Origin of the sequence: Campylobacter sp. 1569 (genome assembly GCF_024723675.1) — a bacterium.
GTDB lineage: Bacteria > Campylobacterota > Campylobacteria > Campylobacterales > Campylobacteraceae > Campylobacter_D > Campylobacter_D jejuni_C.
Genome location: NZ_JANQDB010000010.1, coordinates 1 through 17646 on the forward strand (window position 1 = coordinate 1; position 17646 = coordinate 17646).

At 28.7% G+C, this 17646-nt stretch carries 17 protein-coding genes; 5 read left to right on the plus strand and 12 right to left on the minus strand.

What is annotated here, in order from left to right; all coding sequences use genetic code 11:
• Nucleotides 1-70: 70 nt before the first annotated feature.
• From CAMP5060_RS05800 to CAMP5060_RS05835, 8 genes are all read right to left on the minus strand, one after another.
• Complete coding sequence (locus CAMP5060_RS05800) at nt 71-568, minus strand: TlpA family protein disulfide reductase (protein ID WP_337218054.1); 498 nt, start codon at nt 566-568, stop codon at nt 71-73.
• On the minus strand, nt 529-1020 hold the full coding sequence (locus CAMP5060_RS05805; RefSeq protein ID WP_087700022.1) for a TlpA family protein disulfide reductase: 492 nt from the start codon (nt 1018-1020) through the stop codon (nt 529-531). The genes CAMP5060_RS05800 and CAMP5060_RS05805 overlap by 40 nt, the downstream gene beginning before the upstream one ends.
• A complete protein-coding gene (locus CAMP5060_RS05810) occupies nt 1010-1666 on the minus strand; it encodes an ABC transporter ATP-binding protein (protein WP_012661870.1) in 657 nt (218 codons plus the stop codon). The genes CAMP5060_RS05805 and CAMP5060_RS05810 overlap by 11 nt, the downstream gene beginning before the upstream one ends.
• Nucleotides 1666-2781, minus strand: coding sequence for an ABC transporter permease (locus CAMP5060_RS05815; RefSeq protein ID WP_337218055.1), 1116 nt, complete (start codon nt 2779-2781; stop codon nt 1666-1668). Before CAMP5060_RS05815 ends, CAMP5060_RS05810 begins: the two co-directional genes overlap by 1 nt.
• A complete protein-coding gene (locus CAMP5060_RS05820; RefSeq protein WP_214126539.1) occupies nt 2771-4063 on the minus strand; it encodes an ABC transporter permease in 1293 nt (430 codons plus the stop codon). Before CAMP5060_RS05820 ends, CAMP5060_RS05815 begins: the two co-directional genes overlap by 11 nt.
• Nucleotides 4053-5474, minus strand: coding sequence for a Fe-S-containing protein (locus CAMP5060_RS05825; RefSeq protein ID WP_337218056.1), 1422 nt, complete (start codon nt 5472-5474; stop codon nt 4053-4055). The genes CAMP5060_RS05820 and CAMP5060_RS05825 overlap by 11 nt, the downstream gene beginning before the upstream one ends.
• Before the next feature lie 76 nt (nt 5475-5550).
• Nucleotides 5551-6072, minus strand: coding sequence for a ferrirhodotorulic acid transporter, periplasmic binding protein (locus CAMP5060_RS05830; protein WP_012661874.1), 522 nt, complete (start codon nt 6070-6072; stop codon nt 5551-5553).
• Complete coding sequence (locus CAMP5060_RS05835; protein ID WP_261545175.1) at nt 6069-8120, minus strand: FTR1 family iron permease; 2052 nt, start codon at nt 8118-8120, stop codon at nt 6069-6071. The genes CAMP5060_RS05830 and CAMP5060_RS05835 overlap by 4 nt, the downstream gene beginning before the upstream one ends.
• A 325-nt stretch (nt 8121-8445) precedes the next feature.
• Here CAMP5060_RS05835 and CAMP5060_RS05840 point away from each other — a divergent pair, with 325 nt between their 5' ends.
• Complete coding sequence (locus tag CAMP5060_RS05840; protein ID WP_214136382.1) at nt 8446-9780, plus strand: cation:dicarboxylate symporter family transporter; 1335 nt, start codon at nt 8446-8448, stop codon at nt 9778-9780.
• Here CAMP5060_RS05840 and CAMP5060_RS05845 read toward each other — a convergent pair.
• Both CAMP5060_RS05845 and CAMP5060_RS05850 read right to left on the minus strand, forming a co-directional pair.
• The gene (locus CAMP5060_RS05845) at nt 9777-10634 is read right to left on the minus strand and encodes a D-amino acid aminotransferase (RefSeq protein ID WP_337218057.1); all 858 of its coding nucleotides are present in this window, start codon (nt 10632-10634) and stop codon (nt 9777-9779) included. The genes CAMP5060_RS05840 and CAMP5060_RS05845 overlap by 4 nt on opposite strands.
• A gap of 10 nt (nt 10635-10644) precedes the next feature.
• Nucleotides 10645-11619, minus strand: a complete 975-nt coding sequence (locus CAMP5060_RS05850; protein ID WP_261545177.1) for a glycosyl transferase family 90 — start codon at nt 11617-11619, stop codon at nt 10645-10647.
• Nucleotides 11620-11751: 132 nt separating this feature from the next.
• Between CAMP5060_RS05850 and CAMP5060_RS05855 the strand changes: the two genes are divergently transcribed.
• Nucleotides 11752-12243, plus strand: coding sequence for a hypothetical protein (locus CAMP5060_RS05855; RefSeq protein ID WP_087700007.1), 492 nt, complete (start codon nt 11752-11754; stop codon nt 12241-12243).
• Here the strand turns inward: CAMP5060_RS05855 and CAMP5060_RS05860 are convergent.
• Together CAMP5060_RS05860 and rsmH are read right to left on the minus strand one after the other, a co-directional pair.
• Nucleotides 12240-13148, minus strand: coding sequence for a hypothetical protein (locus CAMP5060_RS05860; RefSeq protein WP_192866630.1), 909 nt, complete (start codon nt 13146-13148; stop codon nt 12240-12242). The two genes, CAMP5060_RS05855 and CAMP5060_RS05860, sit on opposite strands and share 4 nt — an antisense overlap.
• A gap of 3 nt (nt 13149-13151) precedes the next feature.
• Nucleotides 13152-14069, minus strand: a complete 918-nt coding sequence (gene rsmH, locus CAMP5060_RS05865) for a 16S rRNA (cytosine(1402)-N(4))-methyltransferase RsmH (protein ID WP_087700005.1) — start codon at nt 14067-14069, stop codon at nt 13152-13154.
• Nucleotides 14070-14128: 59 nt separating this feature from the next.
• Here rsmH and CAMP5060_RS05870 point away from each other — a divergent pair, with 59 nt between their 5' ends.
• The 3 genes from CAMP5060_RS05870 (at nt 14129) to ftsA (ending at nt 17641) form a co-directional block, all read left to right on the plus strand.
• Nucleotides 14129-14707, plus strand: a complete 579-nt coding sequence (locus CAMP5060_RS05870; protein ID WP_087700003.1) for a class II aldolase and adducin N-terminal domain-containing protein — start codon at nt 14129-14131, stop codon at nt 14705-14707.
• A 79-nt stretch (nt 14708-14786) separates the two neighbouring features.
• Nucleotides 14787-16265 carry a peptidylprolyl isomerase gene (locus CAMP5060_RS05875; protein ID WP_214125845.1) on the plus strand — a complete coding sequence of 493 codons (1479 nt, stop codon included), beginning with the start codon at nt 14787-14789 and terminating at the stop codon, nt 16263-16265.
• The gene (gene ftsA / locus CAMP5060_RS05880) at nt 16262-17641 is read left to right on the plus strand and encodes a cell division protein FtsA (protein WP_087699999.1); all 1380 of its coding nucleotides are present in this window, start codon (nt 16262-16264) and stop codon (nt 17639-17641) included. The genes CAMP5060_RS05875 and ftsA overlap by 4 nt, the downstream gene beginning before the upstream one ends.
• The last annotated feature ends 5 nt before the right edge of the window (nt 17642-17646 follow it).

Genomic DNA, 17646 nt, shown 5'->3' on the forward strand with positions numbered 1-17646 from the left:
GAGTAAAAAAATAGTGCTATAAATTTTTAAATTATTTTTTACCGAAATATACTTTATAAAACACCTAAATCTATTGTAAAAATTTAATCTTGTTTTCTAAAACACTTTTTGGAGTAAGTCCGATGAATTTTTCATTCATATTGCCTTTTTCATCATAAAAAACTATCACAGGCACACCATAAATTCCACCCACTGCTTTAGACAAAAACGAGCTTGCTTTAGCTTCATATAAAAGTGGCAAATCTAGCTTTTTTTCCAAAAGAATTTTTTGAGCTTCTTCTTTTGACTTAGCTCCATTTAACACTGCTAAAATAGAAAATTTTCTTTCTTTATAAAGTTCATTTAGCATAGGAATTTGTGCATTACATGCACCACAGTCTTGTGTGAAAAAAAATAAAGCATAAGCTTGATTTGCATTTTGTGTTTTTAAGGTTTTTTCAAAACCATCATATTTGAAAGTATAGTTTTGATTTGAATTTAGGGTTTGAAATTCATTATTTGAGCATGCACTAAAGAAAAAAATGCCTATTAAAGCCAAGAAGCAATAGAAGCTTTTAGCTGTGACCATGGTTTTTCTCCTATGATTTTATCTTGTACAACTCCATCTTTAATGACAAAAGTAGTTGGCACCGCAAAAACGCTAAATCTTTGCCATGAGATATCTAAATCATCTTGCAAAAATATAATATTTTTATAATCATATTTTGTAGCAAATTCTTCAAAATCTTTCCCCTTATCTATAGAATCAAGTGCCAAAATAGTGATTTTTTTAGGGTATTCGTTAGCTAGTTTTTCTAAAAGTGGCAAATCTTTTAAACAAGAAGCACAACCTTGCTCTACAAAAGTTAAAACAATGAGATTATCAAAATCAGCTAGTTTAATTTTCTCACCTTCTAAATTTTTAGCTGCGATTTCTGGTGCTTTTAGACCTATTTTACCGCCATTTTTATTGTTGTTTTCAAAACACGCACTTAAAAAAACTAAACACAAACAAGCTAAAATTATACTTTTAATTTTCACTTTTCATTACTCCATGACTTAAAATGATAGTTCTATCAGCAAATGTGGCTAAGTCTGGATTGTGAGTGATTAAAACTATGGTTTTGCCATCTTGTTTTAATTTACAAAAAAGCTCTAGAATGTTTTTTTCATTTGCCTCATCTAAATTTCCAGTTGGCTCATCTGCTAATAAAATTTCAGGATCATTCACTAAAGCTCTTGCTATACATAGCCTTTGTTGCTCCCCGCCACTTAGCTGACTAGGTAAATGCGTAAGTCTGTGTGAAAGCCCTACTTTTTCTAGTGCCATTATAGCGTCTTTTTGCTCTATACTTGAGTGATAAAACTGCGCTAGCATGACATTTTCTAAGGCATTTAAATAAGGTATTAAATGAAATTGTTGAAAAATCAAACCTATTTTTTCTCTTCTAATCACACTTTTTTCTTCTTCACTTAAATTTCCAACTTCTTTATCATCTAAAAAATACTCCCCACTACTTTGAGTATCCATCAAAGAAAGTATATTTAAAAGTGTTGATTTACCTGAACCTGATGGACCCATAATGGCTAGCCATTCGCCTTGCTTTACTTCTAGGTTGATATTTTGCAAAGCTTTAACTTCATTAAAATTACGATTTAAATTTGAAATTTTTATAATATTTTTCATCACTCACCCTTTAAATTTTCACAAACATTGATTTTTAAAGCTTTTTTTAGCGGTAAGATGCTTGCAAAAAATGCAAATACTAAAGAAACAAGCACTGCAAAAAATACCGAAAGCAATCTAAAATCTATACTTGCATTAAAAATCAAATATCCAAAAATATTTGCTAAAAAATATCCGCAAAAAGCACCGAGCAAACTCGCACTTAAGCTTAAAATAAACACTTCAGCTCCAAAAAGTTTAATAACTTCTTTATGCTTAGCTCCTAGTGCAAGGTGCAGGGCTATTTCTTTTTTTCTTGAAAAAATCACTGCGCTAAGAGTAGTATTTACACTCAAAGAACTAATGAGTAAAATCGTTAAGCTAATCAAAGCCATTAAAGCTTTAATCTTTTCTAAAATCACACCTTCACTAATGGATACTGAGGCTATGACTTTAGCTTCTACATTAGCCTTACTAAGTTCTTTTGCTTTTTGATCTAAACTTTCATAATCGCCTAGTAAAATAGCTTGAGCATAATTTATCACTTCTTTAGCTGCTAATTCTTGCGCTTTTTTTAAAGAGATGATTAAAACCCCATCTTGCTCATCATTGCTTCTTAAAATGGCTTTGATTTTTACTTTGACTATTTTAGAAATGCTTGGGTTATAAATTTGTAATTCTTGTCCTATTTTAAGTTCAAGTTGTTTAGCTAAATCCGCTCCCACAAAGGCACTATCTTCACTAAAATCACTCAAAGAGAAACTTCCTTTTAAAACTTCCATAAAAGGCTTGGTAAGCTTTAAATTTGCAAAATCAACCCCAACAACTACCGCACTTGAACTTTCAAGATTATAAAAACCATATAAAAATGGGGTTAAAGCTTTTGCTTTCAAGTTTTCTTTAGCTTGATTAAATTCATCCATGCTTAAAAACTCATCATCTTTTGGCGTGATGATAAAATTAGCTCCATAAGCTTTCAATTCTTTGGACAATTTTGTGTCAATATCAAAATAAATATTAAAAAATGAAGCACTGACCATAGCACCCATAAACACAGCTATAAAAATAATACAAACTCTTTTATAAGAAAAAATAAGAGATTTAAAAACCTCTTGCATAAAAAAATTATTTGCCATATAAAACCTCTGAAGTAGAAAGTTTAGAAATTCCTTTGATAGAAAACAAACATCCTAAAAATACTATAAGCACCGCAAAAAATAAACAAATTGGTAAAATAATCCAAGATATAGCAATAGTATGATCAAATATACTTAGAGCAATAACTTCTGAAACTCCCACACCAAAAGCAAAGCCCAAAACAGCCCCAACTAAAGCTACCACAACCCCTTCTAACGCAAAAATCATATAAATTTGCAAAGTACTAGCACCTAAAGCTTTTAAAAGTCCTATTTCGCTTTTTCTTCTAAAAATATCCGCACTCATTAAAGATGATATGGCTATAGAAGCTACAATTAAACATATAATGCTAACTACTGCCATTAAAGATTGAATTTTAGATACTATCAAACTTTCTGCATCTGAAATGGAGCTCACTACTTTTGTACTAGCACCTTTAAAATCTTCTGCTATTTGATAAGCAATAGAACTTACATAAGCAGTGCAATACCACTGATCATACTCAAGCTGATTAAGACTATCTACATCGCGTCTTGCTTTTTGCGCTAAATCATTTTCAGGTATAGTTAAAGCTGAAACTTCTGCTTTGGCAAATAAACCTTCTTTTTTAGAAAGCTTTTGTGCTAAAAGTAAAGAAGTGATAATTTTATTTGAAAAGGCTTGAGTTAAGTCTATAATACCAACAATTTTTACTTTAAAAATTTGATCATTTTGCAAAAGGGTAATTTCATCATCTATTTTTAAATCATACTTTTGTGCTAAGTCTTTTCCTAGCATTATTTCATCTAAACTATCATCTTTTGGGTAATTTCCTTTGATTTGACTATATTTGTATAATTCTTTAATGCCTGCATAAAAATCATCATCATCTTGCACCTTTATAGCTTTATCAAAATAAGTTCCCACTAAAGAGATATTTTCATAATTTGCATTTGGAGTTTGAATTTTTACTTGGGTATCTAAAAATGGCGCAAAGGCGTTGATATTATTTCTCCAAAAAATTTCTTTTATAGTATGGAGTTTGCTTTCTTCTAAAAAATTTTGATTTTTCAAAGGCTCATAGATTTTATTACCCACTTCCACACTTAAACTTGCGCCTTTAGGTAAAACTAAAATATTTGATCCATAACTTCTTAATTCTTTTGTGATTTCATTACCTATGCCCAAAGTAAGATTTAACATAGTAGCCATAAGTAAAGTAGCTAAAAAAATCGTTAGTAAAGCAAGAGATTTTTGAATTTTATTTTGAAAAATGGAATTTTTTACAATCTTAATTTGCATAGTCATTTCCTAATAAATTATGAATTCTATATTTTGAAGTTTTATTCATATCGATGTATTTTAAAGGATCATTTTTAAACTCTTCATAATTTTTTTCATTAGCAAAAAAATATGTTCTTCCTTTATAAACATAAGATCTTGGTGCTTTTAAATTAATTAATTCAGTATTATCAATAGGATCATAAACTTTCTTTTCTACTACTTGAGTGAAAAAATTTACCCCATCTAAAATTTCTGAAAAAGGTATGATAACCTTACCATTTTCAAATTTATATTTCATAGGGATAGGATTACACCCGCCTGCTTTACCTACACTTGGTAAGAAAATTCTAACATTACATGAAATGCAAATTAACTCTCCACCTTTTTTAACATACCCCATATCTCCACATATACTACAAGCATCAAAAACTGCTACTGGCGAATCTTTATCTTCTCTTTTGTTAATTAAGAAAAATCTCACTACCTTACCCTCATCACTAATATAAGCAAAGCGATGTAAGTTATTATCTCTTAAAGTCACTACATCAAAGACAAATTCGTCATTTTCATTTGGCTCTACATAGGTTGGCTCGTCTATAGTAATTGGTCTTGAAGCATGCAAGTCATAAAAGAGAAAAATACAAAGACTTAAAACCATAGCACTAAAAATACTTGCACTAAAGCTAGTTATAGTTGAATTTTTTGCTTGATTTTTTCTAAATTCTATATCAAAATCTTTTTTCTTGGTGTTTTCTCTCGCTCTTTGCTTTAGAGCTAAAACTATACAAATTCCTAGCAATAAAAACCATATGTATGTATAAAATTTAGTATAATATACACTTTTTGCCACATAGCTTAAATATAAATTTTCTGTTTCTATCACACCTTCTCTCATAAGGTGTAATAAAATTTGAGCTAAAGCTTCATTTAGATAAAAAATCATTATAATAAATAAAAATAAATTTAAAAACTTAAATTTAAATTCTCTTAGCCATCTTGTAAAAAGATAAACCCCAAAACACACAACAAAAGCAAGCAAAATAAACCCAAAAGAACTAATCGCTAAAGAATCTAAAAAATTAGTGCTTAATATAGGAAAGTCTATAGAAATATGTAAGTATTTTATACCAAAAACAAAAGATAATAAAAAAAGCAATATTGCTTGAATTTTTTCTTTTAAAAAATTATTTTTTATAAAAGAAAAAACAATAACACCCAAAGACAATAAAACAAATAAAATATCATTAGAAAAATATAACAAATCATAACTTAGTGTTTTAGCGCTAATAAAAAAAGCAAAATAAGAAAAAACAAAACCCACAAAAGCAAGTTTAAACACTAAAGAATTTTTTAAATTATAAAAAAATAAAGCACTTAAAAGCGCATAAGAAAAAAATACTCCAAAAAAATGTACAAAATAAATCGACATAGGCTCTTCTTTGATAGAATTTATTTATAAAATCAATAATTTTATAAATAAACCCTAGCAAAAAGCTAGGGAAGAATCACTTAGGTTTTCCTGTATATTTGAAGTTGTATTTAACTGAAAATGGCTCAAACCATTTACCAACACCTGTTTCTTTATCAACATGGCGTCCAAAACCTTGTTTTTCTGGGCTTTCTATTAAAAATACCAACTCATAATTTCCTATGCCTGTATCCATTTTTAAATTTGCACCATAGTGAGGGCCATCATCTGCTACCATAGGCATAAGGGTTCCTGTTTTTACTTTACCATTATCAAGATTAGTTAGCTTATAAGCTATAGTTAAATAAGGAATCCAAAAGCCTTCTGGAAAGCCGTTTTTATTGCCCTTTAATGCATGAATATCTGCTTCAAGGTGAATATCTGCTAAACTTGCTGCAAGGTCAATCCCTCTTGGCTCCATTTCGATTGGTTGTAAATAAACCGCTGCTATTTCCATACCATTTAACTCATAAGGATCGCCAATTGGCACCTCTGCTGCAAAAACTGAACTAGCTAAAATACTAGCTGCTGCGCCTAAACTTAATAAAGTTTTTTTCATATTTTTTCCCTTTTATTTGAAATTTGCTTTGTTATAAAAATACCCATAATGAGTAAGATTAAAACCATAAACTGAGGTATGATGCTCTCATAGTAAGGATAAATTCCAAGCCATAAAATTCCTTCAAAATCAAAAGGAAGTAAGCTTGGGGTGATAACCTTAGCTTCTATGAGCTCACCAATACCTTTGCCTGTAAAGACAAAGACCATATAAAAAATAATGTATGAAGTTATATAGAAAAATTGTTTTACTGGTATTTTTAAAGCACCAGCTTTTAATAAATAATAAAGTATTATAAGTATGATTAATCCACTAGCTAATCCTATAAATATAAAACTATAATCTGTGCTTGTTTTTGCATCAAATAATAAAGCTTGATAAAAAAGAATAGTTTCAGCACCTTCTCTATATACAGCTAAAAACACACTAAACCATAAGGTTTTTGCTGAATTATTTGAGATAGCTTCAACTGCTTGAGTTTTTACATAATTTGCCCATTTTTTATTTTGTGCATTTGATAAAAGCCAAAAACCTACATAAAATAACAATGCAACAGCCACAAGCATAGTAATACCTTCTAGTAACTCTCTACTTTGCCCTGCTTGTTCTTTAAAAATCCATGAAATAAAAAATGCGGTTACAAAACTTAAAAATACCCCACTCCAAAGTGCTGAATATACTATATTTAAACGTTTTTTATTACCACTTTGAACTAGGTATGAAACTATAGCTACAACAATGATTAAAGCTTCCAAACCTTCTCTTAAGATAATACCCAAAGCCCATATAAATAAAGACATAGGTGAAGATTCTTGAATTTTATCCAAAGAGCTTTCTACTAATGTACTAAGCTCATCAAAATTTTGTTTTAATTCTTCTTTAGAAGCACTTGCTTTAATAAGTGCAACACCTTTTGAAAAATAACTTTCAATTTTTAATTTTAAAGCACTATCAATGGCACCAATTTTACTTTCCATACCACTTGCTTCAAAAATATCCAAATACACATTTTGCAAAGCATCTATGCTATTTAAACTAAATCCCTCATAATTTTGCAAAATATCATTAAGAGCAATTTTCATATCATCATATACTTTAGTATAGTTTTTAGTACTCATAGTACTTTCATCAAAGCCTTTAACTTGAAGCAAGGCTAATTCTTCTTTAGGTAAAGCCAAAAACGCTTCATATAATAAATCTGATATATTTGAAATTTCATCTCTGATAGTTTTTTCATCTAAAGTATTAGCATTGATTTTTCTTATAATAGTTCTAAGCTTGGTTTGAATTTTTTTATCCACCCCTGCTTTAGTATATCTTGCTACTAAAACTTCCACTTTTGAGTTTCTATAGTCTTCAAACAATGCTGATTGAATCAAATCTTTAGCTTTTTGATAGTCTTTATTTACAAAAGCTAATGCAGATTGATCAAGCTTTGAAATCATTGAATCCATCAAAAATTGCAATCTTGTATCCAAAGCCGAAGCTTCTTGTAAAGCTAGCAATGCTTCATCTTTTTGAGTGTTTTGTTCTTGAGCAACCAAACTTTGAGTTGAGTTTTGTGAAGTTTGTTCTTTAACATCTTCTCCAAGCAAAGCTGCAAACATCGCCTCAGCTTGCGCTTGGCGCTCTTTTTCTGCTTTTAAAGATGAGCTTTCAGCTGCTTTTTTATCATATTTTACATCACTAGCTTCAGCTTTAAGCTGAAAGCCTTTTTCTAAAATAGGAACTATTTCATCTAAATCAAAATACAAACTACTAATCAAAGCTTCTATTTTAGGAAAATCTTCTTTATCTTTATACATTTTTCTTAAATTAATAAATTTACGTTCCATAACAATGGCTTTTCTACCGACATTACGCCCAATAGAACCTTCCATGGTTTCAAAATGCTGGAAATATGCATCTTCTGCTTTTTTCTTTGCTTCTAAATTTTTATTTTTTTTATATAAGATCATACTTTCATTTAAAATTTGCTTGATCGCTTGAGCTTCTTTTTGGTAATCAATCTCTCTAGCATAAACAATAGAACAAAATAAAAAAATCATTAATAAACTTATTTTCTTAAACACTATTTTACTCCGAAATGATATTCATTTTTAAAATCATAGTCGCAAGTATAGTACTAGCTTTCTTAAATTTAGATAAACATTATCATTATTTATTTCATAATAAATCATACAAAAATACTACAAAATGCTACTTTTAGCTACAAAATAAGCTAAAAAATTCTTATTTTTAAGACTATTGTTTATTTTTTATTTATTTTAATCATAAAAATAAGTTTTTCTTTGCTAATATGTGTCGTTTTTAAAATTTCAAGGAGTTTTTGTGCTAGTAATTACCCATGAAAAACCAAGCAAGCTCAAAAAAATGTTAAAAAATTTAGGTTTTTGGGTAATTATAGGAATTATAGCTGGTATTAGCCTTGGTTTGTTAGATAAAGAGCTTGCATTAGCTAGTAAAATCGGGGTAGATTATTTTATACAAGCTTTAAAAATTCTCATAGGGCCTATTATATTTTTAACTATTGTTTTAGGAGTTATTAGTCTTGAAAGCTTAAAACAAGTTGGAAGTATAGGTGCTAAAGCCTTGTTATACTTTGAAGTAGTGAGTACTTTTGCTTTAGCTATTGGTATTTTTATGGCAAATATTATGGGACCTGGAAAAGGAATGAACCTTGATCCAAGCACCCTAGATCAAGAAAGTGTGGCTCAATTTGTTAATAAAAATATAGAAATAAGTGCACAAAATGAGATTTTGCATATTTTAAATGATGCCATACCTACTGACATCATCGCTGCTTTTAGCGAAGGAAAAACCTTGCAAATCTTAGTTATAGCTCTAGCTTGTGCTTTTATTATTTCACTTATGAGAATTGATGAGAGAAAAGCTATACAAAAAACCTTAGAAATAATGCAAAGCTTTGTTTTTAAAATTCTAGAAATCATTATGTATTTTTCTCCTATTGCCGCTTTTTCTGCGATGGCTTTTTTAGTAGCAAAATATGGACTTGATTCTTTATTAAATTTGGGTTATTTGCTTATTGTTATGTTGCTTGCCTCTTTGCTTTTTATCTTTGGAGTTTTAGGACTTATTTGTTTTATTGCCAAAGTTAATATTTTTAAATTTATGCGTTTTATCTCAAGAGAAGTTTTGATAGTTTTTGCTACAAGTTCTAGTGAATCAGCATTAGCCCCACTTATGAGAAAACTTGAAAAAGCAGGAATTTCAAAGGCCACCGTGGGTTTGGTATTGCCGACTGGGTATAGTTTCAATCTTGATTGTACTAATATTTATTTAGCTATGAGTTTGATTTTTCTTGCACAAGCTTTTAATGTGGAGCTTTCTTTAATGCATGAAATTAGCATTTTAATCGTACTAATGATAGCTTCAAAAGGTGCTGTTGGTGTAACTGGTTCAGGTTTTATCATACTAGGAAGCACACTTGCAGCTTTATCTAATATGCATATAGCAGAAGCTAACAATGGCTTAGGAGCAAGCTTAGGAGAGGTTTTACCTGTGGCTGCTATTTCTATACTTTTGGGTGTGGATAAATTTATGTCTGAAATTCGTGCGGTAGGAAATTTATGTGGTAATAGCGTAGCAGCTTTAATCGTAGCTATTTGGGATAAACAAATAGACTGGGAAAAATTCCGCTACGCTCTTGATAATCCTAAAGAATTTACAAACGCAGGTTTTGATTAAAAAACATCTTTTTGTATTTTTTCTACATATTTTTCTCTTAACTTTTGAGTATAAAAGCCTACCTTACCATCATTAATTACCTTACTATCTGCTTTTATAACACCCAAAATCAAAAAAGTAGCCGCAGAAATAAACACCTCATCAGCCTCATATACTTCTTTCATACTAAAAGCTCTTTGATCTACTTTAAGACCAAGTTCTTTTGCAAATTTCAAGATATTTTTACGGCGAATTCCTGGTAAAATTTCATTAGAAAATGGCTTAGTGATTAAAGTTTTATCTTTTATAATAAAAGCTGAACTACTAGAAGCTTCCGTTACTAAAGCATTTTCCACCATAAATGCTTCAAAAACCTTAGCTTTTATAGCTTCTTCTTTTGCAAGACATTGAGCTAATAAAGAAATAGATTTTATATCCCTTCTTTTCCATCTTAAATCAGCTGTTGAAATAACACTCACCCCGTTTTTAGCACACTCATGCTCAATCACTTTACATTCAAAAGCAAAAGCCATAATGGTAGGTTTTAAACCTTTTAAAAGAGCAAAATTTCTACTAGCAACCCCTCTAGTAACTTGCATATAAAGCCCGCCTTCTTTAAGAGAGTTTTTAATAATTAATTGCTCTAAAATATTTTCAAATTCTTCTTTTGTATAAGGAATTTCTAATTCAATTTGAGCCAAGCTACGCCCAAAACGCTCCCAAAATTCTTCCTTATCAGCTATTTTTGCATTTACCACAGGAACTACTTCATAAATTCCATCTCCAAAGATAAAACCTCTATCAAAAACACTCACTTTAGCTTCGCTAGCTTTTACAAACTCATCATTTAAAAATACTATTTCCATTTCTTGCATAAACTCTCCTTTAATCGAATAAATCAATAATGTCCTTTGGCAAATCAAGCTGATTAGAATAATAAAAATACTTAGCTAAAACTAAAATTCCTATATAAAATTCTATCTTTTCATCTAAAAATTGCTCTATGTAAACATGAGCATTTTGAATGATTTCTTTTGCTCTATGTGGATTAGCTAAATAATAATCAAGCAAAGCTTCTACATTTTCATAATCATCATCAATCAAAGCAAAATGCTCATTTGGAACTAACTTTCCTTCCATAAACCAAGTTTCATAACGCATTTTGGGGGCTAAAACTAAAGAATTAGAACTTAACGACCAAATCAAATTACTAGCAAAAGTGTTACCTTCAAGTGATATTAAAAATTTATACTGCAATTGATCTTGCTTACTTAAAAATGTTTTTTTCCACTCATTATAACCTTTTCCTGTGTGACCAATATCACATTTTTTATTTGAAATATTTTTTTCAAAAAACTTCACTCTATTGTTTTGGTAGGCAGCACCTCTAAAAATAGCAATGTTTTTTTTATCTTCAAAAACATATTTATCCTTTAAAAAAACAAAGTGTCTATTTTTATCTAACTTCATAATTATATTATTATAGTTATTATTGCAAATAGGTCTATCTTTGCAAATTGAAGCTTCTTTTAAAATATAAGAAATATCACCAAAAGCTTTAATCCATAAAAAATCATCATTAAAATATTTACTAATAGCATAAGCATCATAAGCCAATGAGGTTTTCTTAAAAGGGAATTTTCCTATTTTTTCAGCGGCTTGTGATAATGTAATATGCTTTGCTCTATCAAAAGTCAGTTTATTGTAATAATTTATTCTCTTTTTTATATACTCTTTTTTTTCTGTATTCAGTAATAAGATATCAGAAAAAATATTTTTTAACTTACTTTGAAATAAAATTCTTGGAATAAAAGCTCCGCCTATACCTTTTACATTCATCATAAATCTAGAATCTGCCATTTTTCTTCCATTTTGATATTAAAATAACATAAATTTTATCACAAGATTTCATTTACAAGACTTAAAATTTAGTTTATTTAAAAACAAAAATGTTAAAATCACAAAAATCACATACTAATTTTGGGTAAAACAATGAAAATACAAGAATTTATTTTAAACTTTATTTTTAAAGTTTCAAATCAACCTGTTAATTTAAAAGATTTACTAGAAGCAAACGCCTTGCTTAATGAAGGTATGATGGTAGATCCTGCGAAATTAAATTTTAAATTTAAAGTGTTTAATTCTTATCTTATTTATGCATTTTTTTGTGCTTTAATTATCATTCCTCTAATTTTAATTACACATTATTTTTTAACAATTATTGATTTTCATATTAGCATTTTAAGTGCTATTTTTGTCACTGCTTGTGTTTTTATTGGCTATGATATTTTTAAAATTTACACTAGAAAAATCATTAGCAAAAGATTACTAAAAAAAGCTTGGGCTTTACATTTTCCATATTTTGCTTATGAAAAATACTCAAAAATAGCAGAAAATATTTATAATCAAGCTATTAAAGAAGAAATTCCAAAAAACCAACTTGAGCAATATGTTTTAGAAAAAATCATTCAAACACAAGATTAATCTAAAAAGTCTAAAACTTGATTTTGAAAATAAAGCATTTCAAGTTGCCTTCGAAGTTCTTTATTTTCTTCATCCAAAACAAGTTCTTGTGATCTTAAATCCGCTATATCTCTACTTACATAATAAATTTGATTTCTGATGTAAATTTGTGGGAAAAATATCAACAAAGCAAATGCTATCATTAAACCTGCGTATAATAAATTTTTAGGACTTAAATTTTTATTTTCCTCGCTTACTATGCTATCTAAAAGTTCGTATTTATCTTCTTGATTATATTCTTGGTTTTCTTCAAGCCTTACTTTTTCTTCTAAAATTTTTTGCTCTTGCTTAGCTAATTTTTCTTTTTCTTTTAATTCTTCTTGAGCTTTTTTTATTTTTTCTTGTTCGATTTTTTTTTGCTCTTTTAATTCTTGTTTGAGTTTGACTTTTTCTTTTCTTTTTTCTTTTAAATCTTGAAATTTTGAAGTGACAAAAACATTACTTTGAGTAAGAATTTTAGATATTTGGATAGAATCTTTTTTTTCTACTTTTTTTACTTCTTGTGGCGATTTACTACTTTTAAGCATTTTAGAATTTGCAATATTTTTTTTATCAAATTTTTCTTTTTGTTTTTTGAAAAAATTAAGTTGTAATTTAAAAGGTTTTTTTTCTTCTAATTTAACATTAATCAAATCTTCTTTTAAATAAATAGCGGATTGTTTTTTAGGTTTTTCTTCGTATTCTTCATCAAAATCTGTAAATTTAGGTCTTTTTTTACGCTGTATTCTATTTTTTAATATGCGATCGCTTTCATTGAAATTTTGCTCATATTCCTCATAAGGCCTACCTTCTTTAATAGCCCTAGAATATTTCAACATTTTTTCGCGTATATTTTGTTTTTCTTTTAAAAAGTCTTCTTCAACCATTATTTACCTAAAATAAAAAATTCTCATTTTTGCGCAACTTGATCTACTATTATAGCTTATTTCTTCTTTGGAGGCACTTATAGCTTTTTTACTTAAAATTTTACCAAGACTATGATTTTTACCACATTCACATTTTATGGCTCTTTCATCACAAATACAGTCTTTTTCCCATCTTTTAAAAGTATTTTTTACTATCCTATCTTCTAAAGAATGAAAACTAATAATAGCTAATTTACAATCTTTTAATTTTGCTTTTTCTATACTTTCAAGTAAGGATTTTAACTCGCCAAGCTCATTATTCACTTCTATACGTAAAGCCTGAAACACAAGCAAAGCTAAAGATACATTGCGTCCTTTTAACTTAGCATTTCCTATGATTTGACTTAATTCTTTTGCACTTGCAATCTCTTTTTGGCTTCTTGCATTGATAATTTTTTGAGCAAGCATTGAAGCAACCGGCGCTAAATCTCCATAGTCTTTAAAAATTCGCTCCAAAGCTTCCTTGCTATAAGAATTCACCACTTCTTTAGCGCTTAAAGGATTGTTTTGATCCATTCTCATATCTAAAAAATCAGAATTTAGCGAAAAACCTCTATCGTTTTTATCAAGCTGCAAAGAAGATACACCGATATCAGCTAAAATTCCTCTTAAGTTTTGCGTTGGAATTTGAGTTAAAATATCTTTAAAAGCTATATGGTTAAAACTTATTCTATCTTGAAAATTTTTTAAAAATTCTTTAGAAAAATTTAAAGCTTCTAAATCTTTATCACAAGCAATTAATCTTAGTTTTTTATGAGCTTGCAATAATGCTTTAGAATGTCCTCCATAACCTAAAGTACAATCTAAAAAATCTCCACCATCAAAATCATCAAAAACATCTAAAACTTCTTGCAATAAAACAGGAATATGTGGACTTTGCAAAATAAACCCTTTAATTTTTTTAGTATAATATCTTAGCAAAGTTTAAAACAAGGTTTTTAATGAATAAAGAAAATATCATTTCTCAAATTACAATGCTTTCTGCCTCAATGTTTAAAAAAAATTTTTTTGGAATTTGTCATGGTTCAGTTTCAGCTAAATTATCTCAAGGTTCGTTTATTATCAATAAAAACAATGCATTTTTAAATCAACTAAATGAAAAAAATCTAAGTATTTTAAAATTTGCAAAAGATTACAGCTGGGATGAAGCTAGTAGTGATTCTGAAATCCATAAAAGTATATATGAGAATATACCTGAAGCTAAATTTATATGTTTTGCTTGTCCAGCTTATACCTTATCCATGAGTTTAAATCATGATTTTATAACGCCTCAAGATTATTTTGGTGAAATTTTTTTAGAAGAAATTCGAGTTTATAACCCTAAAAATTATGAGGATTGGGAGGATAGGTCACAAACTGAAATTTATCGCTATATGCTAGAACAAAAACAAAATTTTGTTGTTGTAAAAGGTTATGGTATCTTTGCTTATGGTAGAACAAGCTATGAATTAGGCAAAATTATAGATTTAATTGAAAATTCTTGCAAAATTATCCATTTAGCTGAAACAAATTTATCATAATCTTTTAAAATTAATTTTTTATTAATCACAAATTATCTATAATTTATGGTTTAATTTATTTAATTAGATTGGGGTTAAAATGCTCACTTGGATGCAGCATCATAAAAAATATTTAGTTGTAACTATTTGGATTAGTGTTATTGCTTTTGTTGGAGCAGGTTTTGTTGGTTGGGGGAGTTATGATTTTAACACTGACAGATCAAATTCTGTTGCAAAAGTAGGCAATGAAAAAATCAGCTATGATGAGTTTAATCTTAAATATTCTCAATTATTTAGCTATTATTCTCAGTTAAACAATGGCAATTACACACAAGAACAGGCACAAAAAGATGGCTTAGATACCCAAGCTATCAATGAACTTATACAAGAAAAACTATTACTTTCTTATGCTAAAACCTTAGGTTTAAATGTGAGTGAGGAAGAGATTGCTTATGATTTAGCACATCAAAAAATCTTTCATAATGCTTCAGGTGTTTTTGATAAAAATTTATATTATAATCTTCTTGCAAGAAACAATTATACACCAAAAACTTATGAAAAAATCATACACGATGAGTTATTACTTAAAAAAATCAATACTATTTTAAATTTACAAATCAAACCAAATGAACTTGATATGTTTGCTGCAAGTTTTTTAATGCAAGATAGTTTAAAAGTTCAAGCCGTAAAACTTGATAATAAAAACATAGCAATTGATGAAAAAGAGTTAAAACAAACTTGGGAGAAAAATAAAGAGCTTTATAAAACACAAAAAAGTTACGAGCTTGCAACCTATTTTTTAAACCCCGATATAATTAAAATTGATGATAAAGAAATCCAAACTTACTATGAAGAAAATAAAAATGATTATAAAGATTTTGCAGGTAAAATTCTAAGCTTAGAACAAAGCAAAGATAAAGTTATAAAGGATTTAAAGCTTTCAAAACTCAAACTTAAAGCTAACGAAAACTATGTAGCTTTAAGAAAAAATGAGCTTAATTTTGATAAAAATATCACAATCAGCGATGCTGATATTTATTATCCTTTAGAAAATATACAAAAAGCTAAAGAAAATGATTTTATTAAGCCTTTTAAATTTGAAAATGGCTATATGGTTGCAAAAGTTATAAAAATAAATCCTATACAAACTATGACTTTTGAGCAAGCTAAAAATGAAGTAAGCAAACTTTACATCAAAGAAAAAACCAAAGCCTTATTGGAAGAAAAAGCAAAACTTACCCTAGATAATTTCCAAGGCATAGACATAGGAACTTATAGTCGCGACTCAGCTAAAAATGCAAAAGTAGGTGATATGATGAATGATGCTGAATTTAGTGAGTTTTTAATGCATGTATTTGACTCAAACAAAGCTAAATCTTATGTATTGTTTGATGATAAAGCAATAGTTTATGAAATCACAAAGCAAACTTTAGAAAATAAAAATAAAGAAGAAATTTATAAATTCATCATAGAACAAAGCGCTAAACAAACCAAGCAAGCTTTACTTAAGGAAGAATTATTAAAAAAACTTATAGAATTATATCCAATCCAACGCTATTATAAAGGAAATATAAATTGAATATTTTAGGAATCGATTTAGGCTCAATACAAACTTGTGCTATTTTGGCACAAAAAAACGAAGAAGGACTTAAAATCATTGGTTTTGGAAAATCAAAATCAAATGGTATAAAAAAGGGAGCAATTACCAATATAGAACTTGCTTCAAAATCTATAGAAGAAGCAGTAGCTGATGCACAAATGATGTCAGGCGTACATTATGATAAGGTAATTGTATCTATTTCAGGTGCTTATGCAAAAAGCGTAGACAGCATAGGAGTAGTTAATATACCAAATCATGAAATAGGTATTAAGGAAATTCACAGAGCAGTAAGCACAGCAAAACATACCGCAAATATACCTAGTGGATATGAAATCATTCATGTATTGCCTTATAATTTTAAAGTAAATGATCTTGAACATGTAGAAGATCCTTTAGGAATGAGCGGAAATCGTCTTGAAGTTTCTACACATATTGTAATCTCACAAGAAGTGCATATAAAAAATCTAAAAAAAGCAGTTGAGCTTGCTGATCTTAGAGTAGATAATATCGTTCTTTCAGGCTATGCTTCTTCTATTGCATGTTTTGATGATAGCGAAAAAGAGCTAGGTGCTATTTTAATCGATATGGGCGGAGCGGTTTGTGATATGGTTATCCATGCAGGTAATTCTATACGCTATAATGAATGCTTACAAATTGGCTCAGTAAATATCACTAATGACTTATCTATAGCTTTACATACTCCACCAAAAGAAGCAGAAAAATTAAAACTAAACTACGCATCTTTGGCACAAAATGAAAATTCTATCATACAAATACCATATATGGGTGATGAAAAAAGAAAAAATGAAGTTTCAATAGAAGTCATATCTAATGTTATTTATGCAAGAATTGAAGAAACTATTATTATTTTAGCTAAAATGTTAAGCGATAATGCTTGCGCAAATCAAGCAGGAGCAGGCATAGTATTAACAGGTGGAATGACAAAATTTGCAGGACTTGACAAACTTGCTTCAGCTTATTTTGATAATAAAGCTGTTAGAATAGCGACCGCAAAAAAAGATACTATGGATGGCTTTAAAGAAATTTTTGAAGATGCAGAAAATAGCTGTGCTATAGGTCTTTGCTTATATGGTGGTGGACATTTTACTCCTTATGAGTTAGATTCTAATGAGAAACTAAGATATAAAGGAGAACCTGAGTTTATCAATAAACAGATTAAACAAAATCTTACCATAGAAGAGCATGAAGAAGAGAACAAAGATTTTGAAGAAATTTTTCAAGATCAAAAAGACTTTGAAGAGGAAAAAGCAGAATTAACAAAAGTTGAAACCAAAAAAGATAAAAAATCAGGTTTTATGCATAAATTTTGGAATAAACTAATAAACCAGTTCTAATAGGA